The 23773-nt window shown below is 60.4% G+C and carries 27 protein-coding genes and 1 tRNA gene; 23 read left to right on the forward strand and 5 right to left on the reverse strand.

Annotation, left to right across the window (positions count from 1 at the left end):
* Nucleotides 1–67 precede the first annotated feature (67 nt).
* The 5 genes from AC2VNM_RS08585 to AC2VNM_RS08605 all read left to right on the forward strand — a co-directional run bounded on the left by AC2VNM_RS08585 (nt 68) and on the right by AC2VNM_RS08605 (nt 5008).
* Nucleotides 68–268, forward strand: coding sequence for a heavy-metal-associated domain-containing protein (locus AC2VNM_RS08585; protein ID WP_483165876.1), 201 nt, complete (start codon nt 68–70; stop codon nt 266–268).
* 299 nt (nt 269–567) lie between these two features.
* Nucleotides 568–2055, forward strand: coding sequence for an OpgD/OpgG family glucan biosynthesis protein (locus tag AC2VNM_RS08590; protein WP_483165875.1), 1488 nt, complete (start codon nt 568–570; stop codon nt 2053–2055).
* A gap of 1 nt (nt 2056) precedes the next feature.
* The gene (locus AC2VNM_RS08595) at nt 2057–2551 is read left to right on the forward strand and encodes a hypothetical protein (protein ID WP_483165874.1); all 495 of its coding nucleotides are present in this window, start codon (nt 2057–2059) and stop codon (nt 2549–2551) included.
* The gene (gene mdoH / locus AC2VNM_RS08600; RefSeq protein WP_483165873.1) at nt 2548–4593 is read left to right on the forward strand and encodes a glucans biosynthesis glucosyltransferase MdoH; all 2046 of its coding nucleotides are present in this window, start codon (nt 2548–2550) and stop codon (nt 4591–4593) included. The genes AC2VNM_RS08595 and mdoH overlap by 4 nt, the downstream gene beginning before the upstream one ends.
* A gap of 37 nt (nt 4594–4630) precedes the next feature.
* A complete protein-coding gene (locus tag AC2VNM_RS08605) occupies nt 4631–5008 on the forward strand; it encodes a tetratricopeptide repeat protein (RefSeq protein WP_486913160.1) in 378 nt (125 codons plus the stop codon).
* Nucleotides 5009–5019: 11 nt separating this feature from the next.
* On the opposite strand, the gene AC2VNM_RS08610 is transcribed toward AC2VNM_RS08605, so the two are convergent.
* Entirely contained in the window at nt 5020–6075 is a 1056-nt protein-coding gene (locus AC2VNM_RS08610) for a complex I NDUFA9 subunit family protein (protein ID WP_483165871.1), read from the reverse strand.
* A 99-nt stretch (nt 6076–6174) separates the two neighbouring features.
* Between AC2VNM_RS08610 and AC2VNM_RS08615 the strand changes: the two genes are divergently transcribed.
* Nucleotides 6175–6579, forward strand: coding sequence for a DUF423 domain-containing protein (locus tag AC2VNM_RS08615; protein WP_483165870.1), 405 nt, complete (start codon nt 6175–6177; stop codon nt 6577–6579).
* On the opposite strand, the gene sohB is transcribed toward AC2VNM_RS08615, so the two are convergent.
* Entirely contained in the window at nt 6571–7596 is a 1026-nt protein-coding gene (gene sohB, locus AC2VNM_RS08620; RefSeq protein ID WP_486913161.1) for a protease SohB, read from the reverse strand. The genes AC2VNM_RS08615 and sohB overlap by 9 nt on opposite strands.
* Before the next feature lie 29 nt (nt 7597–7625).
* Here sohB and AC2VNM_RS08625 point away from each other — a divergent pair, with 29 nt between their 5' ends.
* The 11 genes from AC2VNM_RS08625 to AC2VNM_RS08675 are packed head-to-tail and all read left to right on the forward strand — an operon-like array spanning nt 7626 to nt 17645.
* Complete coding sequence (locus AC2VNM_RS08625; RefSeq protein WP_483165868.1) at nt 7626–7865, forward strand: MoaD/ThiS family protein; 240 nt, start codon at nt 7626–7628, stop codon at nt 7863–7865.
* A gap of 1 nt (nt 7866) precedes the next feature.
* Nucleotides 7867–8337: a molybdenum cofactor biosynthesis protein MoaE gene (locus AC2VNM_RS08630; protein WP_483165867.1), complete on the forward strand. Its 471-nt coding sequence runs from the start codon at nt 7867–7869 to the stop codon at nt 8335–8337.
* A gap of 2 nt (nt 8338–8339) precedes the next feature.
* The gene (locus AC2VNM_RS08635; RefSeq protein ID WP_483165866.1) at nt 8340–8825 is read left to right on the forward strand and encodes a YajQ family cyclic di-GMP-binding protein; all 486 of its coding nucleotides are present in this window, start codon (nt 8340–8342) and stop codon (nt 8823–8825) included.
* A gap of 2 nt (nt 8826–8827) precedes the next feature.
* Complete coding sequence (locus AC2VNM_RS08640; RefSeq protein WP_483165865.1) at nt 8828–9535, forward strand: HugZ family pyridoxamine 5'-phosphate oxidase; 708 nt, start codon at nt 8828–8830, stop codon at nt 9533–9535.
* Entirely contained in the window at nt 9532–10659 is a 1128-nt protein-coding gene (gcvT, locus tag AC2VNM_RS08645) for a glycine cleavage system aminomethyltransferase GcvT (RefSeq protein ID WP_483165864.1), read from the forward strand. The genes AC2VNM_RS08640 and gcvT overlap by 4 nt, the downstream gene beginning before the upstream one ends.
* A complete protein-coding gene (gcvH, locus tag AC2VNM_RS08650) occupies nt 10656–11039 on the forward strand; it encodes a glycine cleavage system protein GcvH (RefSeq protein WP_483165863.1) in 384 nt (127 codons plus the stop codon). Before gcvT ends, gcvH begins: the two co-directional genes overlap by 4 nt.
* Nucleotides 11040–11041: 2 nt before the next feature.
* Nucleotides 11042–12472, forward strand: a complete 1431-nt coding sequence (gcvPA, locus tag AC2VNM_RS08655) for an aminomethyl-transferring glycine dehydrogenase subunit GcvPA (protein WP_486913162.1) — start codon at nt 11042–11044, stop codon at nt 12470–12472.
* Entirely contained in the window at nt 12390–13808 is a 1419-nt protein-coding gene (gene gcvPB / locus AC2VNM_RS08660; RefSeq protein WP_483165861.1) for an aminomethyl-transferring glycine dehydrogenase subunit GcvPB, read from the forward strand. The genes gcvPA and gcvPB overlap by 83 nt, the downstream gene beginning before the upstream one ends.
* The gene (locus AC2VNM_RS08665) at nt 13805–14716 is read left to right on the forward strand and encodes an AAA family ATPase (protein ID WP_483165860.1); all 912 of its coding nucleotides are present in this window, start codon (nt 13805–13807) and stop codon (nt 14714–14716) included. The genes gcvPB and AC2VNM_RS08665 overlap by 4 nt, the downstream gene beginning before the upstream one ends.
* The gene (locus tag AC2VNM_RS08670; protein ID WP_483165859.1) at nt 14695–15666 is read left to right on the forward strand and encodes a hypothetical protein; all 972 of its coding nucleotides are present in this window, start codon (nt 14695–14697) and stop codon (nt 15664–15666) included. Before AC2VNM_RS08665 ends, AC2VNM_RS08670 begins: the two co-directional genes overlap by 22 nt.
* Complete coding sequence (locus AC2VNM_RS08675; protein ID WP_483165858.1) at nt 15585–17645, forward strand: transglutaminase TgpA family protein; 2061 nt, start codon at nt 15585–15587, stop codon at nt 17643–17645. Before AC2VNM_RS08670 ends, AC2VNM_RS08675 begins: the two co-directional genes overlap by 82 nt.
* Here the strand turns inward: AC2VNM_RS08675 and AC2VNM_RS08680 are convergent.
* Nucleotides 17578–19278 (reverse strand): ABC transporter ATP-binding protein, encoded by a 1701-nt coding sequence (locus tag AC2VNM_RS08680; RefSeq protein ID WP_483165857.1) that lies wholly within the window; start codon nt 19276–19278, stop codon nt 17578–17580. The two genes, AC2VNM_RS08675 and AC2VNM_RS08680, sit on opposite strands and share 68 nt — an antisense overlap.
* Nucleotides 19275–19598 (reverse strand): ferredoxin FdxA, encoded by a 324-nt coding sequence (fdxA, locus tag AC2VNM_RS08685; protein WP_255790192.1) that lies wholly within the window; start codon nt 19596–19598, stop codon nt 19275–19277. The genes AC2VNM_RS08680 and fdxA overlap by 4 nt, the downstream gene beginning before the upstream one ends.
* A 167-nt stretch (nt 19599–19765) precedes the next feature.
* Between fdxA and AC2VNM_RS08690 the strand changes: the two genes are divergently transcribed.
* From AC2VNM_RS08690 to rdgB, 4 genes are all read left to right on the forward strand, one after another.
* Nucleotides 19766–19841, forward strand: a tRNA-Glu gene (locus AC2VNM_RS08690).
* A 73-nt stretch (nt 19842–19914) separates the two neighbouring features.
* Nucleotides 19915–20640 carry a DUF481 domain-containing protein gene (locus AC2VNM_RS08695; RefSeq protein ID WP_483165856.1) on the forward strand — a complete coding sequence of 242 codons (726 nt, stop codon included), beginning with the start codon at nt 19915–19917 and terminating at the stop codon, nt 20638–20640.
* 10 nt (nt 20641–20650) lie between these two features.
* Nucleotides 20651–21385: a ribonuclease PH gene (gene rph / locus AC2VNM_RS08700; RefSeq protein ID WP_483165855.1), complete on the forward strand. Its 735-nt coding sequence runs from the start codon at nt 20651–20653 to the stop codon at nt 21383–21385.
* A complete protein-coding gene (rdgB, locus tag AC2VNM_RS08705) occupies nt 21364–21975 on the forward strand; it encodes an RdgB/HAM1 family non-canonical purine NTP pyrophosphatase (RefSeq protein WP_483165854.1) in 612 nt (203 codons plus the stop codon). The genes rph and rdgB overlap by 22 nt, the downstream gene beginning before the upstream one ends.
* Here rdgB and AC2VNM_RS08710 read toward each other — a convergent pair.
* A complete protein-coding gene (locus tag AC2VNM_RS08710; protein WP_483165853.1) occupies nt 21972–22850 on the reverse strand; it encodes a sigma-70 family RNA polymerase sigma factor in 879 nt (292 codons plus the stop codon). The genes rdgB and AC2VNM_RS08710 overlap by 4 nt on opposite strands.
* A 261-nt stretch (nt 22851–23111) precedes the next feature.
* Here AC2VNM_RS08710 and rpsU point away from each other — a divergent pair, with 261 nt between their 5' ends.
* Both rpsU and AC2VNM_RS08720 read left to right on the forward strand, forming a co-directional pair.
* Nucleotides 23112–23327 carry a 30S ribosomal protein S21 gene (gene rpsU, locus AC2VNM_RS08715; protein ID WP_215871904.1) on the forward strand — a complete coding sequence of 72 codons (216 nt, stop codon included), beginning with the start codon at nt 23112–23114 and terminating at the stop codon, nt 23325–23327.
* Nucleotides 23327–23773: a GatB/YqeY domain-containing protein gene (locus AC2VNM_RS08720; RefSeq protein ID WP_483165852.1), complete on the forward strand. Its 447-nt coding sequence runs from the start codon at nt 23327–23329 to the stop codon at nt 23771–23773. Before rpsU ends, AC2VNM_RS08720 begins: the two co-directional genes overlap by 1 nt.

A 23773-nucleotide genomic window follows, 5' to 3' on the forward strand; every position in this document is an offset into this window, starting at 1 on the left:
TTGACTCTGTAGCAAGGTATAATGAGTACTATGTCCAAACCAAGTTTCTTTAACATGGAGGTGAAAGGTGGCAGAAATTCAGTTGAAGGTTGCCGGAATGACCTGTGAGCATTGTGTGCGTGCGGCGACCCAGGCGCTGCAATCGGTGCCCGGAGTGGAGCAGGTGGAAGTGAGCCTGCCGGATTCGGCGACGGTGCGGGGAGAGTTCGCGCTTGCCGACCTGCAGGCTGCCTTGGCAGAAGAAGGCTATGAGGCAACATTACGGTAAAGGTTGTGGATTCCTGTCGCTGAAAAGCGACAGGTGATGAGCCGCAAGGTAAACATAACCTGTTGATTTATTGCCTTAGAATCCTATAGTTTGCTGATGCTCTAAAACTCCGCGATCATCTACGGAGAAAACCACGCTTTTTGATGATGCTGAAGGGGTTTTGTCGGGATGCGGCGACGGTTTCTTCGGCACGTTGCAAAAGAATAGCCTGAAAACAATAAGATATATTTTGGCACGTCCTTTGCTTTTATTCGTTCATGAATCATTTTTCCTGCTTTCTAGTCTCGCGCCAGGTGCTCATGGGTCTGGCGCTTCTTGTCTCTGGCACCGCGATTGCGCAAGCCAGCGACTTCGGCTTTGCCCAGGTCGATGCGCGGGCGCGCAGTCTCGCACACGAGGCCTATGATGCGACGCCGCCAAAGTTGCCGGCATTTCTGAAAGATCTCGACCCCGCGCAGTACGCGCAGATTCAGGACATCAATCCTTATTGGTCGGATAGCGACAGTCCGTTCCAGGTGCAGTTCTACATGCCTGGATCTTATTTTCCGCGCCCAGAAAAGATCTCCGTGGTAGCCGATGGCAGCATAAGTCCCATTCCTTTCCAATTGCAGGATTTCAGCTTTGGGGACCTGCATCCGCAAGACCTGCCCAGTGATCTGGGCTACGCCGGATTCCGTCTGCTCTATCCGCTGAATACTCCGCCTAATTATAACGAATTCATCTCCTTTCTTGGAGCCACCTATTTTCGTGCGGTCGGGAAGGATGCAATCTATGGTACCTCGGCGCGCGGAATTGGCATTGATACCGCGCAGCCCTCGGGAGAAATCTTCCCCTATTTCCGCCATATTTGGCTGGAGAAGCCCGCTCCCGGGGCGACGCAAATGACGGTGTACGCCCTGATGGACAGTTCGGTGGTCACGGGTGCGTACCGTTTCGTGATCCATCCGGGAAACGACTGCGTGGTGGACGTCGAGGCGACCATCTACCTGCGCAAGCCAGTGCAGGTTTTGGAATTGGCGCCTCTCACCAGTATGTTCTGGCACGGCCACGGACGCGGAGTTCGTGCCGGCGATTGGCACCCAGCGCAGCACGACTCCAGCGAGCTGGTCATGGCCAACGGCAACGGCGAATGGATCAGTCGTCCTCTCAATAACCCGCTGCAGATTCAGACTACCAGTTACGACATGCAGCAACCCCAGGGCTTTGGCCTCATTCAGCAGCCGCGCGACTTTGCTGCGTACCAGGGCATCGATACCCAGTATCAGCGGCGCCCGAGTGTCTGGGTGAGCCCCGTGGGGGATTGGGGCAAAGGTCAGGTGCGCCTGGTGGAGTTGCCCACCAATAATCCAGATATGGACAATATCGATGTTTTCTGGGTGCCGGCGACCCAACCACAACCCGGCACTGCCTACCATTACGCCTATCAGTTGCGCTTTTTCAACAGCCAGCATGGCCTGATTCCGTTGGCGCATCCTACGGCTACCTACCTCGGCTATGACGTAAAAGAGCCGGAATGGCAGCATGTCGTCATCGATTTTTCTGGTGGTGCGCTCACCCGCCTTCCGGGAAGCATGCCAGTGCAGGCACATTTCAGTGCTGCTGACGGTGCCCAGGTCCGCGCTCAGAAGCTTGAGTATTCCAGCAATGGTCACTTCTGGCGCCTGCTGGCCGACGTCAAGACAGCGGGTCAAACGCCCAGCAATTTGCGTGCGTATTTAACTCTCGATGGTCAGGTGATGACCAACACCTGGACCTTTCTCTTACAACCCGCCAAAGGAGGTCACTGACATGTATGTTGATCACTGGCAATCAGGTTCCGCTGCGGATCTTCCTTTGCCTCAGGCAACAGATCCCATGACCGCCGAAGACGTCGTTCTTTTGTCACGTATGGAGTCCTACTTGTCGCGCTTGCCTTTCGACGATGCGCAACGCTTGTGGCTCCAAGCCGAACTCACCTTGCAGTTGCGGCAGTTGACGGTGGACGATCCGGCAGTGCGTAGCGCGCGTGCCTTTGCCGCCTTGCAAAATCGTATCGCCACCCTGCATCGCGGCGACGAATGGGAAGCGCGTCTGGCGCTGAGCCTGCGTCCGGTGTTGCCAGCGGAAATCGAGCAGCCCAGCCGTTGGCTGCGTGGGCACCAGTTGCAGCCGCAACGCAGCAAAATGGCTTCTGTACCGATGCAGCGCTCTGTCTCTGCTTTTCTGCAGCGCCAGACACAGTCTCTACGCGACTTCTGGAATCGCAGCCGCCGTTTGGTGCCGTTTTTCGGAAATGTGCGATGAACCGCCATCCGACACGTGCCTGGGAGGCCCTGAGTCAGAGCAGAAGACGCTGGTTGACGGCCCTGATCGCGATTCCGGCAGCGGCGTTGGGAGTGCTGTTGCAACATGAGCTGGCACTCTCTCAGCCTCTGTGGTTGGAGATTCTGACCATTGGCATCTTTGTGCTGCTCTTCGCATGGATCTCGGCAGGGTTCTGGACCGCCTTGGTCGGTTTCTTCGTTCTGCTGCAGGGGCGTACTCGCAGCATCGCCCACGATCCCGAGGAGCTGCGTCGTTCCCCGCGGGCAGATGCGCGGGTAGCTGTCATCATGCCGATTTATAATGAGGAAGTGGCACGCACCATAGCAGGATTGCAGGCCTGCTATCGTTCTGTGCAGCGAACCGGCAAGCTCGAGCATTTTTCCTTTTTCCTGCTCAGTGACAGCCGTGACTCCCAGTCCTGGGTCAATGAGGAGTTAGCCTGGGCGAGTCTCTGCGAAGAGCTCAACGCCTTCGGTCGCATTCATTACCGGCGCCGGCCGGTCAACAACCACGCCAAGAGTGGCAATGTCGCTGATTTTTGTCGGCGCTGGGGCAATCAATACGAGTATATGGTCGTGCTCGACGCCGACAGCGTGATGGCCGGCGATACCCTTTACAGGATGCTGGAGATCATGGAGGGGAACCCGCAGGTGGGCATCCTGCAGACCCAGCCCGTCTCGGTCAACCGGTCGACTCTCTATGCCCGTATCCAGCAGTTTTCCCAACGGCTCTATGGTCCGCTGTTCAGTGCGGGGCTGCGTTTCTGGCAGCTTGGCGACGGTCACTTCATTGGTCACAACGCCATGATCCGGGTGGCACCGTTTACGCGACATTGTGCCTTGCCCATCCTTCCCGGTCGTGCACCCCTCGGTGGCCAGTTGCTCAGCCACGATTTCGTCGAGGCCGCCCTGATGGCACGCGCGGGATGGGAAGTCTGGTTTCTGCCGGAGCTGGGCGGCAGCTGGGAGGAGTCTCCCCCCACGCTGATCGACGATCTGAAGCGTGATCGCCGCTGGGCGCAGGGAAACATGCAGCATCTTCGCCTGCTGGCCGCGGATCGCCTGCGCTCGGCCCATCGCTTCCTCTTCATCAATGGCGCCATGTCCTTTCTGGCAGCACCATTATGGGGCATTTTTCTCATACTGGGGGCGATTTCCGGTCTGATTTACTGGGCCCACGGAGGCTCCAGCGACTCCATGAGCCTGTTTCACTACGGTATGGATAATCCGCTGCCAGTTTGGCTTTTTGCCGTCACCCTGACTTTTCTACTCGGTCCCAAGCTGCTCGCGGTGCTCTGGTTGCATTGGTCACGTCAGGCAAAGTATTTCGGTGGAACCGGCGCTATGCTGCTGGGGGTGATCCTCGAGAGTATCTTTGCCATCGTTCTGGCTCCGGTGCGCATGGTTTTCCACAGCGTCTTCGTAGTACAGACTCTGACCGGTCGGGGGGTGAAGTGGGGCGCGCAGGTGCGTGGTGACCAGGAAACCCCCTGGCGGGTCGCTGTGCGTCAATTCGGCGCACTCAGTTTGATTGGCGTCTCTTTTCTGTTTGCTGCCCAGCCATTTCTGGGATTCTGGCACTTTGCCTGGCTGTTGCCGATTTTTCTGGGGCTGGCCCTATCGGTGCCGCTCGCGGTCTTCACCAGCCGCAGCTCTTGGGGCTTGTGGGCTCGGCGTCGCCGCTTGTTCCTGATTCCCGAGGAGATCCAGGTACCGCGAGAATTGCGTGAACTCGCGCCGGAGTATGTGGATTTTCTGCCGCAGGTGGAGGGTGATGCCTTCATCGCCACGGTTGTGGATCCGCGTTTCAATGCCGTCCATGCGGCCTTGCAGCGAGATCGTGCCGGACTTTGGGGAATCACCGCTGCATTGTGCAACAAGGCCATCACCCTGGGCCCCGCAGAGCTGAGTCGGCGGGAAAGAAATATCCTGCTCAGCGACCGGCAAGCGATGTTGACCCTGCACCGCGCTGTTTGGTCGCAGCACGAGCCGGAAAAACTGGCGGCCTGGGGATTGCTCTAGTATCTTTGCTGCCATGGCAGATAATCATGTTGATTTGATGGCAATGGCGGGTTTGCGCGACGAGCTGGAGGCGTTGCGCAAAATGGCGCAGGAGGGTGACCCCGTCGCCCAGTTCAACATGGGCGTGCGGTATGCCAATGGCCAAGGAGTTCCCCAGGATCTTCTCGAGGCGGCGCGCTGGTATGGTGCCGCCGCCGATCAAGGGGATGCTCCGGCACAGTTCAATCTGGGTTTACTTTTTTATCAGGGGCAGGGCGTCGAACGCAGCCTGGAATATGCCTATGAGCTCTTTCGCCTGGCAGCCTTGCAGGGCGATGCCCGTGCCCATGCGGGCTTGGATGCGGTACTACTGGAACTGGACGAGGTAACCCGCGAGCGCCTGCTGCGCGAGTTACCCCTACCCAGCACCCACTGAGCAGGCGCCTGTCAGGCGCTCTTGCCCTGCCCGGGGCGCCGTTGCCGGGCGGCGGAAAACTGGGCCGCGCGTCCCCCACCAATGTACTCCGGTACCACGCTCTCCAATGCCATCGCCTCGATGCCAAAGGCATGTAGCAGATCGTTGTGCTGACAGACGTTATCCACGGACAGGGAGAGGAGATTGTCGCGGGTGATGATCTTGCCTGGCAGTTTTTCGAAGATGCTGGCCTGCAGCGTGGCGAGCAGATCACACAGGGGAACGATGGCCTGGTGTTTGCTAATCAGGCTCTGGGTGTAGCGCAGGAGCTCCGCCAGGGTGTAGACCTTCGGGCCACAGAGATCGAAAGATTTGCCAAAGGTTTTTGGCTCATCGATGGCCTGGACGAAGGCGCTGACCACATCCTCAACCCAGACCGGCTGCAGTTTTGCGTTGGCTTTGGCGAGGGGGATGAACAACGGGACGGAGCGCAGCAGCTTGGCAAACTGATTGAAAAAGCTGTCTCCGTCACCAAAGATCACCGAAGGCCGGAAACTGGTAACGTGCAGTCCGCGCCCCCAGACCAGTTTCGGGCCGTTGAGGTAGGTGAAATGCCCCAGCGCGGCGCTGTTTTCCCCGGCCTGACGCACGATCTCCTCGCCAATTCCTTTTGAGCGCAAGTAGGCGCTCGGCGCTACCGGATTGGCGCCCAGCGCGCTCATATGCAAGAGCCTTTGCACGCCCAGGCGGGCGCAGGTGTTGGCGAGTAGCCGCGGTAGTTCGATATGGGTTTTTTCAAAGTCACCATGGCGCTCCGGGGGCAGATCGTTGCGCCCCGGCCGGCGCTCATGGAGTATGCCCACTAGGTTGATGGCGACGTCGCGATCTTGCAGCTGACGCTCGAGTTCCACGGGGTCGTGCACATTTGCTTGCACTAACTCTAGCCCGGGCAAGACCAGAAGGTCCTCGCGATGACGCTCGCGATTGCGGGTCAGTACGCGAACGTGATGCCCTTGTTGGCACAGTCGTTCGGCCAGGTGCCGGCCAACGAAGCCAGAGCCGCCCAGAATGACGATACGATGAGGCATGGGTGACACTCCTCTACGGTTTATCTATGCCGTTAGAATAGCATGGTCGCTGAGCGCGGTATTATTGCGCCTGTTTATGCGCGGATTAGGAGACATCGAATGCAGCAAAAGGAGCGGAAACAAAAGCATGGCTCAACGTGGGCGGCCCTGGGGGCAGTACTCTGTTCTCTGGCGGTGGTTCTGGCGGCAGCAGGTGACCATTTGGTGGCTGGCGATGTCAGCCAACACGCGTTGCGAATCTATGACATTGCCAATCGCTTCCAGTTTTTCCAGGGGATTGGCCTGATCCTGCTGGGCTTGTCCATAGCGCAGTGGGGACCGCGAGCAAGCTGGACCTGGGCAGGAATCCTGCTCCTGCTTGGAGTATTGTTCTTCAGTGGCGGCCTCTATCTGGTCTCTCTGGTCGGTCAGAGCTGGGCCTTTCTGGCCCCCATCGGCGGCATGGCGATGATTCTGTCCTGGCTGGTTTTTGCCTTTGCCCTCTGGCGCAGCCGCTCAGGGTAGGGGCGGCGTCCAGATGCCGTCCCAGATCTGCTGCGCCTTCAGACCCAGCCGTTGCGCTAGACTGGGGCGCGCCGCAAAACCGAGCAGCAGCACTTTCTGCGTTTCCGCTGCGCGCTGGATCCAGGCATCGCTGGTGGCCAGTTCATCGACCAGCCCCAGTTCCAGCGCCCGTTCTCCCAGCCAGGCCTCGCCGGTGGCGACTTTCTCCAGGTCGAGTTGTGGGCGATAGCGACCGATGAGTTCTCGAAACTGCTCGTGAATCTCGCCGAGTTCCTCGCGTAGCTTTTCCCGACCTTCCTCGCTGTTCTCACCAAAGAGGGTGATGGTGCGTTTGTACTTGCCAGCGGTGAACTGCTCAAAATCGACGTTATGTTCCTTGAGCCAGCGATGAAAATTGGGTACCTGCGCGATGACGCCAATCGAGCCGACCAGGGCAAAAGGGCTGGCAACGATGCGCTGGGCAACGGCGGCCATCATGTAGCCGCCACTGGCGGCGACGGTGTCGACCAGCATGTTCAACTCCAGTCCGGCCTCGCGCAGGCGTAGCAGTTGCGCGGCCGCCAAGCCATAGCTGTTCACCATCCCGCCACCGCTTTCCAGACGTACGCAAACGCGATCACCCTCCTGTCGGGCGGCGAGGATCACGTCAATCTCCTGACGCAGGGTCTCCACTGCCGAGGCGCGGAGATCGCCTTTGAAGTCAAGTACATAGAGGCAGCCTTGCGTCTCTTGCTTGGCGCGCCCCTGGCGGGCCTTTTTGCGTTGCTTGAGGATGGCCTTGGCCTCTTTCTTAGGTAGGCGCTGGCGGAGAAGTTGGGTGGCCCGTTCCTCGTAGCGTTGCCCGAGATCGGTGATCTGCAGGGTGGCGCCCTTGTCGCGCTTGCGCCCGAAGGGCGACCAGGAGAGGAAGATGAGGCTCGCCACGACGACGGTGGCGCTTTCCGCGAGAAAAAGAAGATAGGCAAGGAGCATGCGAGGGTCCGTCTTGCAAGGCCAGGGGCCAACGTCTACCATCATCAAATGGATTGCAAAGGGTGCTCGCCGAGATGATTTCCGTCAAGTTTTTTGCCAGCGTGCGCGAGCGCTTGGGGCGGGCCAACGTCGATCTGGAGCTGCAAGCGGGCAGCACTGTCGCTGAGGTCCTGGCGCAGGTGGAAGGCATTACCGGCGTATCTCTGGCCGGACAGCATCTGCTCGCGGCCCGCAATCAGGTGCACGTGCCTTTCACCGAGCCGGTGGCGGATGGCGATGAAATCGCCTTTTTCCCACCGGTTACCGGAGGATGAGATGACGGTACGGGTGCAGCAGGAGGCCTTCCATCTGGGTGCCGAGCTGCTCGCCCATGCCCAGCCGACGGCGGGCGCGGTAGTGAGCTTTCTGGGTACCGTCCGCGACTACAGCGATGCCGCCGACATCCTGGCGATGGAAATCGAGCATTATCCCGGCATGACCGAGCGCGAACTGGAGCGGGTGGCGCAGGAGGCGCAGCGGCGCTATGACATCCTCGACAGTCTCATCATCCATCGCTACGGGCGTCTGGCGCCGCAGGACCCCATCGTTCTGGTCGCCGTCTGGTCCCTGCACCGTGCCGCCGCCTTTGATGCCTGTCGCTATCTCATTGACGTGCTCAAGACCTCGGCGCCGTTCTGGAAAAAGGAGATTACCCCGGCCGGCGCGCGCTGGGTCACCGACTGCCCCGGTTGTCGGGCGGGGACGCAGCACGGCCATGTCCATCCCGATGTCCTAGAGGAGTGTTGATCTTGCCCAGTTTTGACGTGGTTTCCGAAATCGATCTGCAGGAAGTGGACAATGCCTTGCACACGACCAGCAAGGAAATCGGCAATCGCTACGATTTCAAGGGCAGCAAGGCGAGCATCGAGCGCAAGGAGCATGAGCTGATCCTGCTGGCAGAAGACGAATACAAGTTGGGGCAGATGCTCGATCTGCTTTCCCAGCGTTTGGTCAAGCGTGGGGTCGACCTCAAGGCCCTGGAAATCGGCAAGGTGAGCGATGCCGCTGGCGGTATGCAGCGTCAGGTCTGTACCCTGAAGGCTGGCATCAATGCCGAACTGGGAAAGAAAATGGGGAAGCTGCTGAAGGATGGCCGCTACAAGGTGCAGGGCAGCATGCAGGGCGATCAGCTGCGGGTCAGCGGCAAGAGCCGCGATGACCTGCAGGCTGCTATTGCCGCGTTGCGCGCCGAAGATTTTGGGATTCCTCTGCAATTCAATAACTTCCGCGATTGAAGATGGACGCCGGCACCCATTCGTTACGGGACTTTCTGCGCAGTCACTACCAAGGCGCCATTGCCGTCCTGGCGCCGGATGGCAGTCCTTATACGGCAGTGGTGCACTACGCCTGCGATCACTACGGCAGCCCGCATTTCCTGTTTTCCAACCTGGCGGTGCATCAGCAATATCTGCACAAAGATCCGCGTGCATCCTTCCTGGTTTGGGAGCCCGGCGATGATCTCATGGAGCTGCCGCGGATGGCTGTGCAGGGAGAGATTCATCGCGTGCATCCCGATCCCGCTCTGGAGGGACGCCTGCTCTGCCTGTTACCGGGCGCGGATGGCTATCGGGATATGCCGGATTTCCATTTTTACCGTCTCGACATCCAGCGTATTCGCTGGATTGCCGGTTTTGGCAGCATGGGTTGGCAAGAGGAGGACATCCGTCTTGCCGACGACCTACGCGAGCTGGAGCTAGCGGAGGCGGGAGCGGTGGCGCACATGAATGCCGATCACCGCGAAAATCTGCGCGACTATTGGCGCCACTTCGGTGGCGCAGAAGCGGCAGAGCCCGTACGCCTTTTGGCCCTCGATGCCGAGGGTGCAGACCTACAGGCGGGCAGCCAACGCCTGCGCCTGTCTTTCCCCCAAAGGGTTCAGGGGCCGCAGGGCTGGCGTCGACTTCTCGTGGAAATGGCACAGCAGGCGCGCGGGAGGCAGCCATGAGTGAAGCCCTGGAGCGCACGGCGCTGTATTCCTGGCATCAGGCACATGGGGCGCGGATGTCTCCCTTTGCCGGTTGGGAGATGCCCCTGCACTATGGCTCGCAGTTGCGCGAGCACGAGGCCGTGCGGCAGGCCGCGGGGCTCTTCGATGTTTCGCACATGCGTCCTCTCGACCTGCAGGGACCGGCCGCTCGCTCTCTGCTTCGTCGCGCCCTGGCCAACGACATCGCGCGTCTCGACGCCGAGCCCGGTCGTGCCCTCTATACCTGCATGTTGCAGGAAGATGGCGGCATCCTGGATGATCTGATCGTCTATTTTCTAGGGGGGGACCGTTATCGCATCGTTCTCAACGCCGCCGGGGCACGCGCCGATGCCTCCTATCTGCAGGATTTGGCCGAAGAGGAGGGCGGCGTCGAGTTTTTGCGCCGCGACGACTGGGGCATCCTTGCCTGTCAGGGGCCCAAGGCTGTTGCCTGGGCCGCAGAGGCATTGGCCTTGCCCGAGCTTGCGGCGCTGAAGCCTTTCCGTTCGGTCGCGCCGCGGGCCGATCTCTTCATCGCTCGTACCGGTTATACGGGCGAGGATGGCATCGAGATCCTCGCTCGCCACGGGCACCTGGCAGCAATTGCCGATGCCTTGCTGGCGCGGGGGGTAGTACCCTCTGGCTTGGCGGCACGCGATAGTCTGCGTCTGGAGGCCGGCTTGAACCTCTATGGCCAGGACATGACGACGACCGATAGCCCGGATCGCAGCCATCTCGGCTGGACGGTGGACCTGCGCGATCCCAAAAGAGACTTCATCGGCCGCTCGGCTATCGAATCCGAGCGCGTACAAGGACCCGCACAACGTCTCTGGGGCCTACTCTTGCCGCGCGACGCCATTCCACGCCACGGCTACGAGCTGCTGAGCGCCGCCGGGGAGACGATTGGTACGGTCACCAGCGGCTCCTTCGCCCCCAGTCTGGGCTTGGGCATTGCCCTCGCGCGACTACGGGCCGATGTCGGCCCAGACAGCGCGGTATTTTTGCAGGTGCGGCAGCGCAAGGTGCCGGCCCGCATCGTTGAACCCCCCTTCTGGCGTCATGGCCAGGCCGTTTATCCCGCAGAGGAGAGTCTACCGCAATGAGTCAGGTTCCCGCGCAGCTTCGCTACAGTACCACCCACGAATGGGTCGCCCAACTCGTCCCGGGACGGTATCGCGTCGGCATCACCGATCATGCCCAGGAGCTATTGGGCGATGTCGTCTTTGTTGAATTGCCGCAGACGGGGCAGGCGGTGCAGGCCGAAGCCGCCTGTGGGGTGATCGAATCGGTCAAGGCTGCCTCCGATCTGTACAGCCCCCTGTCTGGTGAGGTGGTGGCTAGCAATGCGGAGCTGACAGATAACCCCCAGTGGCTGAATGAAGACCCCTATGACAAAGGCTGGATCTTTGAGATTCAGGCTGACGAAAAGGACTTTGCGCAGCTCCTCGACGCCGCGGCATATCAGAACAGCATCGGCGAATAAATATGCCGTACATTCCCCACGACAGCGCCGAAACGGCGGCGATGCTGGAGGCGATCGGCGTCGCTCGCCTCGAAGATCTCTTTGACGAAATCCCGCAGGCTTTACAGAGCGATGTTTCCGCACTGCCCGAAGGGTGCGGTGAGGCGAGGCTCCGCCGGGAGATGGAAGAACGCGCGGCCGAACAGGCTCCGCTGCGCTGTTTTGCGGGCGCTGGTGCCTATGCACACCATATCCCCGCCATCGTCTGGGAGATCGCCCGACGCGGGGAGTTCTATTCGGCCTATACCCCGTACCAAGCCGAGGCCAGCCAAGGTACCTTGCAGCTTCTCTACGAATTCCAGAGCTTCATGACCCGGCTCACGGGGATGGAGATCAGCAACGCCTCCCTCTACGACGGCGCCTCGGCCCTGGCCGAGGCCTGCCTCATGGCCCTGCGCTTGCGTCCGGCGGCGCGGGAAATCCTTATCCCCGAGGGGTTGTTGCCACACTGGCGGCGGGTGCTGGATGCGCTGCTGCCGATGCAGGGGATTCGTCTGCGCAGTCTGCCACAGGATCCGCAAAGCGGTCGCCTGCTGCTGCCCGGAGAGGATTTTCCCGAGGCGGCGGCGCTGATTCTGCCGCAGATCAACCGTTTTGGTGTACTGGAAGAGGTCGATGCGCTGGCGCACTGGGCGGAGTCCCACAACCTGCTGCGCATTGCCGTCGTCAACCCGCTGGCCCTGGCCCTACTCAAGGCGCCTGGGGACTGGGGCGAGCAGGGCGCCGATATCGTCGTGGGTGAAGGACAGCCCTTGGGCGTGCCTCTGGCGGCCGGTGGGCCCTACTTTGGCTTTTTGACCTGCCGGCGGGACTACGTGCGGCAACTGCCCGGTCGCCTGGTTGCCAAGACCGTCGACGCAGCAGGTCAGGTCGCCTACTGCCTGACCCTGCAGGCCCGGGAGCAGCATATCCGGCGTGCCGGAGCCACGAGCAACATCTGCACCAACCAGGGGTTGCTGGTGACTGCGGCTACCATTCATCTTGCCACTCTGGGGGCCAACGGCTTGCGCGCCGCGGCTGCGCGCGCGCATCAGCAGGCGCAGCGCCTGCGCGCCCTGCTAGCCAGGCTTCCTGGAGTGGAACTTCCCCATGCCGGGCCGGTGTTCAACGAGTTCGTGTTGCGCCTGCCCCGGCCAGCGCCAAGCGTCCGCGATGGCCTGCTTGCCCATGGTTTTCTTGCGGGGGTGCCGCTGATCGAGTTGAATCCGGCGGACGATCCCCACGATTTGCTGGTGGCCTGCACGGAATTGAGCGAGACGAGGATCTGGACGGCTACGCAAGCGCGCTCGCTGGCGTACTGGGAGAGGCGTGATGGAAGAAACGATTTTTGCTTGCCAACACGAAGGAACGCCGGTGGAGCTGGAGCTGGCGATTCCCGCGCATCTGCTGCGTGATGATCTCCCTCTCCCTAATCCCTCCGAGCTCGAGGTCTTGCGCCATTACACCCGTCTCAGTCAAAAAAATTTCTCCATCGATACCAATTTTTATCCCTTGGGCTCCTGCACCATGAAGTACAACCCGCGCATTGCCCACGAAGTGGCGACGCTGCCCGGTTTTTCCCGCCTGCATCCGGCGACCCCGGCGGTGGCTGCCCAAGGGTTGCTGCGTAGTCTGGCAGAGTTACAGGGCTGGTTAGCGGAGCTGACCGGCATGGCGGCGGTGAGTCTGAGCCCTGCCGCTGGTGCCCAGGGGGAGCTTGCCGGGGTGGCGATGATCCGCGCCTATCATCAGGCGCGCGGCGATACCCAGCGGCAGCGCATTCTCATTCCCCAGGCGGCGCATGGCACCAATCCCGCCAGTGCCCGCATGGCCGGCTTTGCGGTCACGGAATTACCCAATCTGCCTAATGGAGATCTCGACCTCGATGCCTTGCGCGCGGCCCTGGGCCCAGAGGTTGCCGGGATCATGCTGACCAACCCGTCCACACTCGGTGTTTTCGAGCGCCAGATTCAGGAAGTCGCTGCCCTGGTCCATGGCGCCGGTGCCCTGCTCTATTACGATGGTGCCAATCTCAACGCCATCCTGGGCCGGGTGAAGCCCGGCGAGATGGGCTTTGACGTGATGCACCTGAATCTGCACAAGACCTTCGCTACCCCCCATGGCGGTGGTGGACCCGGTTCCGGGGCGGTGGCGGCGGCGTCACGTCTGGCACCCTATCTGCCAGTACCCCGGGTCGTAGGCGAAGCCGGCTCTTATCGCTGGGAGAGCCATGCGGAGCGCCCGGAGAGTATTGGTCAGCTCAGTGCCTATGCTGGCAACATCGGCGTACTCCTGCGCGCCCATGCCTATGTCCGGCGCCTGGGACACACCGGTCTGCAACGGGTCTCTGCCTATGCGGCCCTCAATGCCAATTATCTGATGCACGGCTTGCGGCGCCAGGGCTATACCGTGGCGTTTGCCGAGCGGCGCGCTACGCATGAGTTCATCATTTCCGTACAGGACCTGCACAAGGCCAGTGCGGTGCGGGCCCTGGATGTCGCCAAGCGTCTGCTCGATTTTGGTATCCACGCGCCGACCATCTACTTCCCTCAGTTGGTACCGGAATGCCTGCTCATCGAACCCACGGAAACCGAAAGCAAGGCAAGTCTGGATCGCTTCCTGGAAGTGATGGCGCAGATTCGTCGGGAGGCGCTGGAAGAACCCGAGCGCCTGCGTAACGCACCGCATGATCTGCCGGTGCGGCGCGTCGACGAAACCCTGGCGGCCCGGCGCCTGCAGGTCGCGGAGTGACGGAAACGAGCCCTGCTGCGCTGCTGCGGCAGCTCGCACAGATCGTTCTCGACAAAGAACCCCAGATCCGTCTGGTGCTTACTGCCCTGATTGCGGGCGGACATGTGCTTCTAGAAGACTTGCCCGGACTGGGTAAAACCACCTTGGCCTTAGGGCTCGCACGTTCGCTGAATCTTGCCTTTGCACGCCTGCAGATGACGGCAGATACGCTGCCGGGTGACATCTTGGGTGGCAGTTTCTACGACCCCGCGCAGCAGGCCTTCGTCTTTCGCCGCGGCCCCATTTTTCACTCTCTATTGCTCATCGACGAGATCAATCGCGCCCCACCGCGGGCGCAGTCGGCCCTCATGGAGGCTATGGCCGAGGGACAAGTCTCCCTGGAAGGGGCGAGTCATCCCTTGCCCAACCCATTTTTCGTCATTGCTACCCAGAACCCGCAAGAGTTCGATGGGGTATTTCCCTTGCCAGAAAACCAGTTGGATCGTTTTTTGTTGTCTCTCTCTCTTGGGTACCCAAGTCGGATGGCGGAAGAACGTCTACTGCAGGGAGCAGCCCTTGCGCCAGAGGCAGTGCCAATCCTGGCAACGGAGGCGACCTTGCTGGACTGGCAAAGAAGCGCACGACAAGTCTTCCTGAGCCCCGAGATTCGCGCTATGTTGCTCGACCTCGCCGAGTATAGCCGCCGGGAAAGCAGCCTGCGTTTTGGCGTTTCCCCCCGTGGGCTCTTGGCTTTGCAGGCAGCGCTGCGGGGGTGGGCCTTTTTGCAGCAGCGGGACTTCGTCGCGCCGGAAGATCTCCCTGCTGTAGCCCCTGCGGTATTGGGACACCGTCTGCGCTGGCGCGATCCTGGCGAACCGCGTGTCCAGCTGGCAGGACTGTTGAAACAATGCTTGGGTTTGGGCGGGTAAAACGGCGGGAGGTAAAACTCTCCCGCGCTGGCAAACTCTTTGTGGCATTCACCTTGGCAGTAGGCTTTGCCGCCGTGAATACCGGCAACAACATGCTGTTTCTACTGGTGTCGATGATGCTGGCGCTGATGATTCTGTCGGGTCTTGCGGCCTTGCTGAATCTCCGCGCTCTGGACGTTTCCCTGCTTCCGGGACAATTGTTGACGGTGGGTGAAGCTGGACAGCTTCGCTTCCAAATCGCCAATCCGCATCCCTGGACGGTTTGGTTACTGGAGCTGCGTCTGCCCCCGGCGCACGGGCAAATCGCCAGGCTGCCTGGGCGCGGTAGCAGCGAGCTAATCCTGACTTGGTGTCCAGAGCAGCGTGGGCCGCTCATCCTGCCGCAGCTCTTACTTGGGTCCTCGTTTCCGTTTGCCTTCGTCTGGCGTGGCCAGCAGATCGATCTTCCCGATGCCGATGCCCCCTGGGTCGCCCCCGCCGCCGCGGACAGCCACGCCTCGGTGCGGTCAGACCGAGATACGGAAACCCGCGCGCAGCACGAGCGGTGGCAGGGAAGCGGGGAGGTGATTGCCCTGCGCCCGCGTTTGCCCAACGAGAGCCTCAACCGCGTCTATTGGCGGCGCAGTGATTGGCGGGGCGGTTTTCTCCTGCCGCCGGCTTTGCCGGTCCTGCAGCGTGAGGAAGAAGAGGGCAGCGTAGTGGTCTTCGATTATCATGCGCCAGAACTGCAAGATCGCGATCATGAACAGCGCCTTTCCGCGCTGCGTGCCGGGCTAGAAAGCGCACAGTCGCAAGGTATGCGCTGGCGTCTTCTGCTGCCGTCCGGAACTTGGCAGGGACGTGGCCCTAGTGGCTACCGAGAGGCATTGTGGGCACTGGCACGGCTCGCGCCGTTCCCGATCTTGCCCATCATCTCAAAGAAACCGCGGCGCTGGCGGTTTTGGCAATGAAGATGCCAACTCTCATCCCTACCTTGCTCTTCATGATCGGCGCGATCCTCTTTCTCGCCCTGGAGCATCTTGCTTGGCAATGGCCGACTCTACTCTGGTTGTTGGCCGAACTCTGGGTGTTTCTGCGGGGCGGCGCGTTGCCGTTTGCCGCATTGAAGGGTGGCACGCGTTTTCTGATCACCATCGCTCTCCTCTTGCTGGCAATTTTTACTGCGGGTTGGGGGAACTGGCTGGAAATGGGTGCTGCGGCCCTCTATGTGCTCCTTGCCGTCAAGACCCTGGAACTACGGGGTACCCGCGACCTCTTTCAGATTGCTGCACTGCTGTTGTTGGGTATGGGGCTCGCTGCCTGGGTCCGGGTGGACCTCGCCCTGGGGATCTATTTCCTGCTCGAACTGTTTCTGTTGCTGTTGGCGCTACTCTGGCAGGGGTTTCTCGATGCCCGACGGGAAGAGGGAAGAGCGGTGGCGAGCGCCGATCTGCTCCGCCTTCTGCTCTTTTCCGTCCTGTTTCTGCTTCTTCTCTTGCCGATCATGGGGCTGTTCTTTTTCTTGCTGCCGCGCACACCTACACCGCTGTGGCATTGGGGAGGCGGCATCGGGGCTGTAGCCAGCGGCTTCTCGCCCAGCCTCGATCCGGCGCATATCCAGTCACTGCAACTTGATCCTGCCGTCGCCTTTCGCGCCCAGATCCAGGGGCCGTCATTGCCCGCCGAGCAGATGTATTGGATGGGGGCAATTCTCTGGCAGGATGATGGTGGAGTCCGCTGGCAGCCCGGTCCCGCGCTCGGCATGGACTGCCGGAACACCGGGCAAGCCGTGTGGCAGCAGAAGATCCTCCTCAGCTCCGGTCGTCATGACTACCTCTTTGCCCTGAGCAATCCACTGCGTTTCGCCAGTCCTCTGCCGCTACGGCAAAACGCCTCCGGTATCCGCTTGCAAAGTGCGCAGGATGGCGCCTTGCGCTACGATGCTTGGTCGGCCAGATCCGACCACTGTATTTCCCCAGCGCAACGGCAGGCAGCCATGCAAGTCCCTGCCCGGATCGATCCGCAGATCCTGCGCCTGGCCAAACACCTGCGCGGCGATACACCGGAACAAACAACGCAAAGGGTTATGGCTTGGCTGCGCGGTCCTTCTTTCCATTATAGCCTGCAGGCCCCGGCGGCCTATCCCCAGGGGCAAAGCCTGGCCGACTTTCTTCTGCACAGCCATACCGGCTTCTGTGAATATTATGCGGCAGGTCTCGCCACGTTGCTGCGTCTGGATGGCGTGCCCGCCCGAGTGGTGGTTGGGTACCATGGCGGGCAGTATGACGCATATGGCGATTTTTGGGTGGTGCGGCAAAGTATGGCGCATGCCTGGGTACAGGCTTGGTTGCATGGCGAGTGGGTCTTGCTCGATGCCACACCTGCCGCCAGCGTGAGAAAGACAAGGGGAGACGGCATTGCCGCGGCCGGGGGTCGATTATCGACTACCGGACAGCTCTGGAGCTGGCTGCAATGGGAGTGGCTGAACTGGGTGATCAACTTCAGTCCCGCCAAACAGCGTGAGGCTTGGCTGGCTGCCGGTAGTATGCTGCAGGGAGCGACACAGGAGCGCCACTCAGCGGCACTGGACCTGCATCAGCGATGGTCTGCCTCCTGGCTCTGGTATCTATCGCTGCCGCTGTTCGCCGGGCTGTTTTGGTGGTGGCGACGCACGCGCAGCCTGGAGAGCGATTCCGCTGCGCGCTACCGGCGGCGAGTGGTTCGCCTGCTGCAACGCAGGGGGTTGCGTGATGTCCGTCCGGGGCAGGAGACGGCCTGGTTGCAACAGTTGCCCCTGGCAGAAGCCGAGGGCGGTAAACTGTATGCGGCAATTCTCCGGCAGCGCTATGGCCGTCATCCCGACGCCGCCGGTGAGGAGGAGCTCAGGTACTGGCTGCACAAGATACCGCGCTGGCGCCGGAGAGAATGCGCCCGCGCTCCAGGCGAATGACCTGGTCTGCCAGAGTCAGGCTGGCCTCCCGATGCGCCGCGACGATGATGGTTATCCTGCCGCGCAAGTTCGCCAGGGTGTCCAGGATGCGTTGTTCGCTCTCGTTATCAAGGGCACTGGTCGCTTCATCGAGCACCAGAAAGGGCCGTCGCTGGTAAAGGGCGCGGGCAATTACCAAACGCTGGCGCTGGCCGCCGGAGAAGTTGCTGCCATGTCCGTGCACCGCCGCATCCAGGCCGCCTGCGTCCTGCAAAAACTCCCAGCAATGCGCGGCGCGTGCGGCATCTTCCGCCCGCTTACGGTCCGGCTTGGGATCGGCATAGGCGATATTCTCCAACACCGTGCCGGAAAACAGCAAGGGCTCTTGCGCCACATAGGCAAAATGCTGGCGATAGCTACGCAGGGAAAATTCGTGGGCAGACCGCTCGCCAATCCAGATCTCTCCGGCATCGGCCGGCAGCAGTCCCAAGATGACCCGCAGCAGACTGGTTTTGCCACTGCCACTGGCGCCCGCAATGGCGGTAAAACTGCCAGCAGAGATCGCGATGTCGAGGTCCTGCAGCACCGTTTCACCGGCATAGCGCAGGCGTAGACCGCCGCAGCGCCAGGACCCGGCACTTGTCTGCGAGACTTCCTCCGTGGCGCTTGCCATCTCGGCTTCCTGGTCCAGCCAGTGAAACAGGCGGTCCGCGGCGGATAGTCCCTGCTGCAACTGATTGTTGGCGGAGGAGAGCTGACGCAGAGGCTCGTAGACCATGGCCAAGGCGGTAAGAAAGGCAAAGAAAGCGCCCGTTGTCATTGCCCCGCTCACCACCTGATGACCGCCGAGATAGATGGTAACGGCAATGCCGAGGGCGGCAATCAGCTCCATCACCGGCGTGCTGGCTTTTTGGATACGGACGATGCGCATCATCAGTTGGTAATAGATCTGCGCCAGTCCCGCAAAGCGCCGCGCCTCGAAGTCTTCGGTTCCTTGGCTCTTGATGACCTCCACCCCGCGCAGGCTCTCGGCAAACTGACCCAGGATATCGCCCATCTGCTCCTGCTGTTCATGCCCGCGGCGCCGCAGACTCTGCCCGAAGCGAATCAATGGATAGAAGGCCAGGGGCAGGGTGCCGAGGCTGATCAACGCCAGCGACCAGCTCATATAAAAAGCAACGCCGATCAGGGCGAGGATCTGCACGCCGGAGAGGAAAAAACGGGCGAGTACGGAAAGGCTCTGCTGCAGCAGGGTCAGATCCAGACTCATGCGTGACAGGGTGCTGCCCTGGCTCTGTTGCAGCAGGGCCGGCAAGGGCAGGCGGAGGGTGTGGGCGTAGAGCTGCTCGCGCAGCTGGCGCAGGATGTTTTCTTCCATGCGCGCCAGGATCACCCCACCGGAGTAGTCAGAAAACCCCTTGATGGCATAGATGGCGATGACCAGTAGCGGCAGCCACAGCAACATCGCTGCCTGGCGGTCGATGAAGATGTGGTCGAGTATGGGTTTGACGACATAGGCGCTTGCGCCACTGGCGAGGCCCGAGAGGGTCATGAAAAACAGCGCAGTGGCGATGGAACCGCGATAGGGCTGGAAAAGCTGCAAAAACCGCCGGAAATTGGCGGAGCGCAGCCAACTCCGCCGCTGACCTTTCACTCTTCGAGCAGGGCCCGTTTGTCTTGCACTTGTGCCCATTCGTCGGCATCGGCGGGGGCATCCTTCTTTTGGATGATGGCCGGCCAGACCTTCGCCAAGCGGGCGTTGATGGCAATGAATTCCTCCTGGCCCTCGGGCAAATCATCGTCGCGAAAGATGGCTGCTGCCGGACACTCTGGCTCACAGAGCGTACAGTCAATGCACTCATCAGGGTCGATGACCAGGAAATTGGGTCCTTCGCGAAAACAATCCACGGGACATACGTCCACACAATCCGTGTATTTACATTTGATGCACGACTCGGTAACCACGTAGGTCATAGACAAGGGCTCCTGATTCTATAATGGGCTACGCCACGAATAGCCGCGTATTCTATCCTACGCGCTAGCACTTTGCCTACTGTATGAACTTCATTCAGTCCTGTGGGTCGCTTGCACAGGGTCTCGGAGATGGTGTATCTTTTGCGCCTCTTGAATTTGAGGCCATCGCTCCCATCGTCTAGTGGCCTAGGACACCGGCCTCTCACGTCGGTAACAGGGGTTCGAACCCCCTTGGGAGCGCCAAAACAAGGTTCTTTTGGTATCTTGCGCCAAACATGCAAGGGTTCTTTCGGTATTTGGCCAGGTGGAGGGAATCTTGCGAAAAATTGTGCTGTCGGCTCTAACGATATCGGTCTTGAGTACTCCGGTGTTGGCTTGGGCAGCATCAGCATCGCAGGCGCAGGGGTTCAGTGGCAGTGTCGGCTTGGGGTTTAGCAACAGTACCGGTACCAGCCAGGCTCTCAGCATTAATACGGAAGATGCCCTGAATTGGGTGCGGGGGTCGTGGTCCAACGATACTTCCTTCGCCTACAATTACGCCCGCAATAGTGGCGTGGTTTCTGCCGATCGTCTGGCCGTGGGCAACAGCACCAAATACCGCTGGCGAAAAAATACCTACGCATATGGCACGCTGGATTACGTGCGTAACCATTTCGACGGCTATTTTTACCGCGTCGATGAATTTGCCGGTATCGGTCATTATCTATATCCAGACGAGAACATGCGGCTGGCTCTGCAGGCCGGTGTGGGTGCCCGGGAGTCGCATCGCATCGGCTATGCTGCCGTCATCAATCCCAGCGCCCAGCTTGCTGCCAAGTATCGCTGGCAGATCAGTAAGGGTGCGCTTTTGACCGAAAACGTCGAGGCGGTGCTGGTGGATGGGGGTGCCAACACCTACCAGTCACTTCTAGGGCTGAATACTCCCCTGGTGGGTGCTCTGGGCATGCGCTTTTCTTTTCTGGCGACTTACAATACCCAAGTGCCCGTCGGCTACAAGGTTTTTAATACGCTGACCGCGGTCAATCTGGTTTACCATTTTTGAGGGGGAAGCTATGCGTCATTCTGGTCGCGCCGGTGATGAATTACGCCCACTGCATGCTGAAAGAGGTTACACCAAGCATGCCGAGGGTTCCGTACTGATTGGTTTTGGCGATACTCGTGTCTTGTGTACGGCGACCGTCGAAGAGAAAACCGCACCGTTTCTGCGGGGTTCCGGCCAAGGCTGGATTACCGCGGAATACAGCATGCTCCCGCGGGCGACACATACCCGCATTTCCCGAGAGGCCGCCAAGGGCAAGATTGGCGGGCGCACTCATGAAATTCAGCGACTCATTGGCCGTAGTCTGCGCGCAGCGATCGACCTCAAGGCCCTGGGGGAGCGCACGATCTGGCTGGACTGTGACGTCCTGCAGGCCGATGGTGGTACCCGCACTGCCAGCATCACGGGCGCCTGCCTTGCCTTGGCCGAGGCCATCGACGGTCTCTTGCAGCGCGGCGTCCTGATCACCAATCCCTGGCGTCATTGGGTAGCCGCAGTATCCGTAGGTATCGTGGCGGGAGACGCCGTGCTTGATCTCGACTATGCGGAAGACAGCTCGGCCGAGGTCGATCTGAATCTGGTCATGACCGATACCGGACACTTTGTCGAATTGCAGGGTACCGCCGAGGGAGACCCGTTTTCTGCAGGGCAAATGGCGGACATGTTGCTTCTCGGACGCAAGGGAATTGACGAAATTATTACCTTCCAGCAACAGGTGTTTCCCGCTTGGCCGGTACCGGCACGCTAGTACTGGCGTCCCGCAATGCCGGCAAACGGCGGGAGCTAGAGCCGGCCTTCGCGGCCCTCGGTTTGCGCCTGCTCGACCTGGCGCAGTTGCAGATCGAGAGTCCGGAAGAAACAGCATCGACCTTCCTGGAAAATTCCTTGCTCAAGGCACGGCACGCTGCCCAATACTGCGATCACTGGGTGCTGGCCGAGGATTCAGGGCTCTGTGTTCCGGCGCTGGATGGAGCGCCCGGAGTACGCTCTGCCCGCTTCGCTGGCGATAGCGCCTCCGATCGGGAGAATAACGAATTGCTACTGCAACGCATGCAAGACCTGAGCGCCAAGCAGCGCGATGCGTATTTTTTGTGCGTGATGGTGTTGTTGCGTGGCCCAGAGGATCCCGATCCGTTGTTTGCTCGCGGCATCTGGCAGGGAGAGATTGCCGCCAAGATGCAAGGGGAGGGCGGCTTTGGCTATGACCCAATCTTTCTGCCCCGTGGTGTAGCGGGGCGCAGCGCGGCGCAATTATCTTTGGAGGAAAAACAAACCCACAGTCATCGCGGGCAAGCGCTACGGAAGCTGCTGGCGGAAATGCAGCAGAGCGTTGGTTAGGGCCTCTCGTCTTCCCAGCCGCTATCTACGAGCAATTGCCGCAACTTCCCGAGAGCGCGGACCTGCAACTGGCGCACCGCTTCGCGGCTGACGCCAAGGCGTTCGGCCACTGCTTCCAGGGTCATCGGGCTGTCACCGTGCAGGCCAAAGCGATAGATCATCACCTCGCGCTGCTTGGCATTGAGCTCCGACAAAAATCCGCGAAGGGCCCGCGCGCAGGATTCGCGGTCGTATTCCTGGCAGGGGGAGGCCATCACCCCCATGATCTGATCGATCCGGTGGAAACCCTCCTGCGTTTCCTCGTCGAGAGAGGAAACCCGGATATCGGCAAATTCCAGGGCGCGCACGGTACTCTCGCGCACGCCCAGGGCCTCCACGCGTTTTTGCCGAATTTCATCGCTGCTGCTTAAAGCGCTTTCGTCTTCTCTCTGTGTATGGGCATGCAGGGATTTTGCGAGATAATCGGGCAGGCGAATGAAGCGCGAGCGAATCAGTGCCCGTTGCATGGCTTCGCGAATCCACCAGGTAGCATAACTGGAAAAACGCGTGCCGAGGCCCTCCCGATAGCGTTCAGCGGCCCGCATCAGACCCATATAGCCCTCCTGAAAAAGGTCCTCTTGGCTGAGACCCTTGTTCCGGTAGCTGCGGGCAATGGAGCGGACCAGCGGCATGTGCGCGGCGATGAGCGATGCTCGGGCGCTGTCATCGCCTTGGTGCAGCCGCTGAATCAGGCTGGCCTCCTGCTGCGCACTGAGAAATGGGCCGGACTCGGCGATGGTGTCCACCGGGATTTCCGGCGCCGCTGCCTGGGGCAGATCCGGTATCTCCGTGGCAAACTTCGATGCAGTTTTCTTCGCGCTATGGGTCTTTGGCATACAATCTCCGAGATGGTTACCGATCCTGCAGAACCGAGTTCAGCATTGTCAGCTAATATCCTAATTCGACTAAGTTTCTTTCATAGTGTATTAGGAACCTCTGGCGTACTCATGTCAAGAAACTGTTGCGTCTGTAACAATTATGATGTTGCGCTTTGGATGATGGCAATGAACCTGCGGCTATGTTTTGACTCATCATCTGCGAGCGGGTATCCTTCTGCGCCTCTAGACCAGACCTTTTTTGGAGAGGACCAGCTTTTCATGCCAACCATTCGCGTCAAAGAAAATGAACCCTTCGAAGTCGCCCTGCGCCGATTCAAGCGCTCTTGCGAGAAAGCCGGTGTGCTGACGGAAGTTCGTCGTCGTGAGTTTTACGAAAAGCCCACCGAAGAGCGCAAGCGCAAGGCCGCGGCAGCGCGCAAGCGGTCTCTCAAGCGGATGCGGCGGCAGCAGATGCGTTTGGTGCGGATGTACTGATGTCCCTGCGCGAGCAGATTCAGGAAGACATGAAGGCGGCGATGCGCGCCCGAGATACGGAGCGCCTCGGGACCATCCGTATGCTGCTTGCCGCTATCAAACAACGGGAAGTCGATGAGCGTCGAGAACAGACTGACGTTGATGTCCTGACGGTGCTTGAAAAACTGATCAAGCAGCGCAAGGAGTCTGCACGGCAGTTTCGGGAAGGCGGCCGTCCCGAACTGGCAGAGAAGGAAGAGGCCGAGATTGTCTTTTTGCAACCTTACCTGCCCGCAGCCCTCAGTGATGCAGAAATCGATGCGCTGATCCACGCCGCGGTCACCGAGAGCGCTGCCCAAGGGCCGCGCGACATGGGCAAAGTACTAGGTATCTTGCGCCCACAGGTACAGGGCCGCGTTGATATGGCGGTCCTTTCCGAAAAGGTCAAGGCACAGCTCAGCGCCTGA

The organism is Acidithiobacillus sp. TH-A67 (genome assembly GCF_057473545.1).

Bases quoted from the DNA above. Each gene is read 5' to 3' on its own strand.
- AC2VNM_RS08590 (WP_483165875.1), top strand. From the start codon at position 568: ATGGGTCTGGCGCTTCTTGTCTCTGGCACCGCGATTGCGCAAGCCAGC.
- AC2VNM_RS08595 (WP_483165874.1), top strand. From the start codon at position 2,057: ATGTATGTTGATCACTGGCAATCAGGTTCCGCTGCGGATCTTCCTTTG.
- mdoH (WP_483165873.1), top strand. From the start codon at position 2,548: ATGAACCGCCATCCGACACGTGCCTGGGAGGCCCTGAGTCAGAGCAGA.
- AC2VNM_RS08605 (WP_486913160.1), top strand. From the start codon at position 4,631: ATGGCAATGGCGGGTTTGCGCGACGAGCTGGAGGCGTTGCGCAAAATG.
- AC2VNM_RS08610 (WP_483165871.1), bottom strand. From the start codon at position 6,075: ATGCCTCATCGTATCGTCATTCTGGGCGGCTCTGGCTTCGTTGGCCGG.
- AC2VNM_RS08615 (WP_483165870.1), top strand. From the start codon at position 6,175: ATGCAGCAAAAGGAGCGGAAACAAAAGCATGGCTCAACGTGGGCGGCC.
- sohB (WP_486913161.1), bottom strand. From the start codon at position 7,596: ATGATGGTAGACGTTGGCCCCTGGCCTTGCAAGACGGACCCTCGCATG.
- AC2VNM_RS08625 (WP_483165868.1), top strand. From the start codon at position 7,626: ATGATTTCCGTCAAGTTTTTTGCCAGCGTGCGCGAGCGCTTGGGGCGG.
- AC2VNM_RS08630 (WP_483165867.1), top strand. From the start codon at position 7,867: ATGACGGTACGGGTGCAGCAGGAGGCCTTCCATCTGGGTGCCGAGCTG.
- AC2VNM_RS08640 (WP_483165865.1), top strand. From the start codon at position 8,828: ATGGACGCCGGCACCCATTCGTTACGGGACTTTCTGCGCAGTCACTAC.
- gcvT (WP_483165864.1), top strand. From the start codon at position 9,532: ATGAGTGAAGCCCTGGAGCGCACGGCGCTGTATTCCTGGCATCAGGCA.
- gcvH (WP_483165863.1), top strand. From the start codon at position 10,656: ATGAGTCAGGTTCCCGCGCAGCTTCGCTACAGTACCACCCACGAATGG.
- gcvPA (WP_486913162.1), top strand. From the start codon at position 11,042: ATGCCGTACATTCCCCACGACAGCGCCGAAACGGCGGCGATGCTGGAG.
- gcvPB (WP_483165861.1), top strand. From the start codon at position 12,390: ATGGAAGAAACGATTTTTGCTTGCCAACACGAAGGAACGCCGGTGGAG.
- AC2VNM_RS08670 (WP_483165859.1), top strand. From the start codon at position 14,695: ATGCTTGGGTTTGGGCGGGTAAAACGGCGGGAGGTAAAACTCTCCCGC.
- fdxA (WP_255790192.1), bottom strand. From the start codon at position 19,598: ATGACCTACGTGGTTACCGAGTCGTGCATCAAATGTAAATACACGGAT.
- rph (WP_483165855.1), top strand. From the start codon at position 20,651: ATGCGTCATTCTGGTCGCGCCGGTGATGAATTACGCCCACTGCATGCT.
- AC2VNM_RS08710 (WP_483165853.1), bottom strand. From the start codon at position 22,850: ATGCCAAAGACCCATAGCGCGAAGAAAACTGCATCGAAGTTTGCCACG.
- rpsU (WP_215871904.1), top strand. From the start codon at position 23,112: ATGCCAACCATTCGCGTCAAAGAAAATGAACCCTTCGAAGTCGCCCTG.
- AC2VNM_RS08720 (WP_483165852.1), top strand. From the start codon at position 23,327: ATGTCCCTGCGCGAGCAGATTCAGGAAGACATGAAGGCGGCGATGCGC.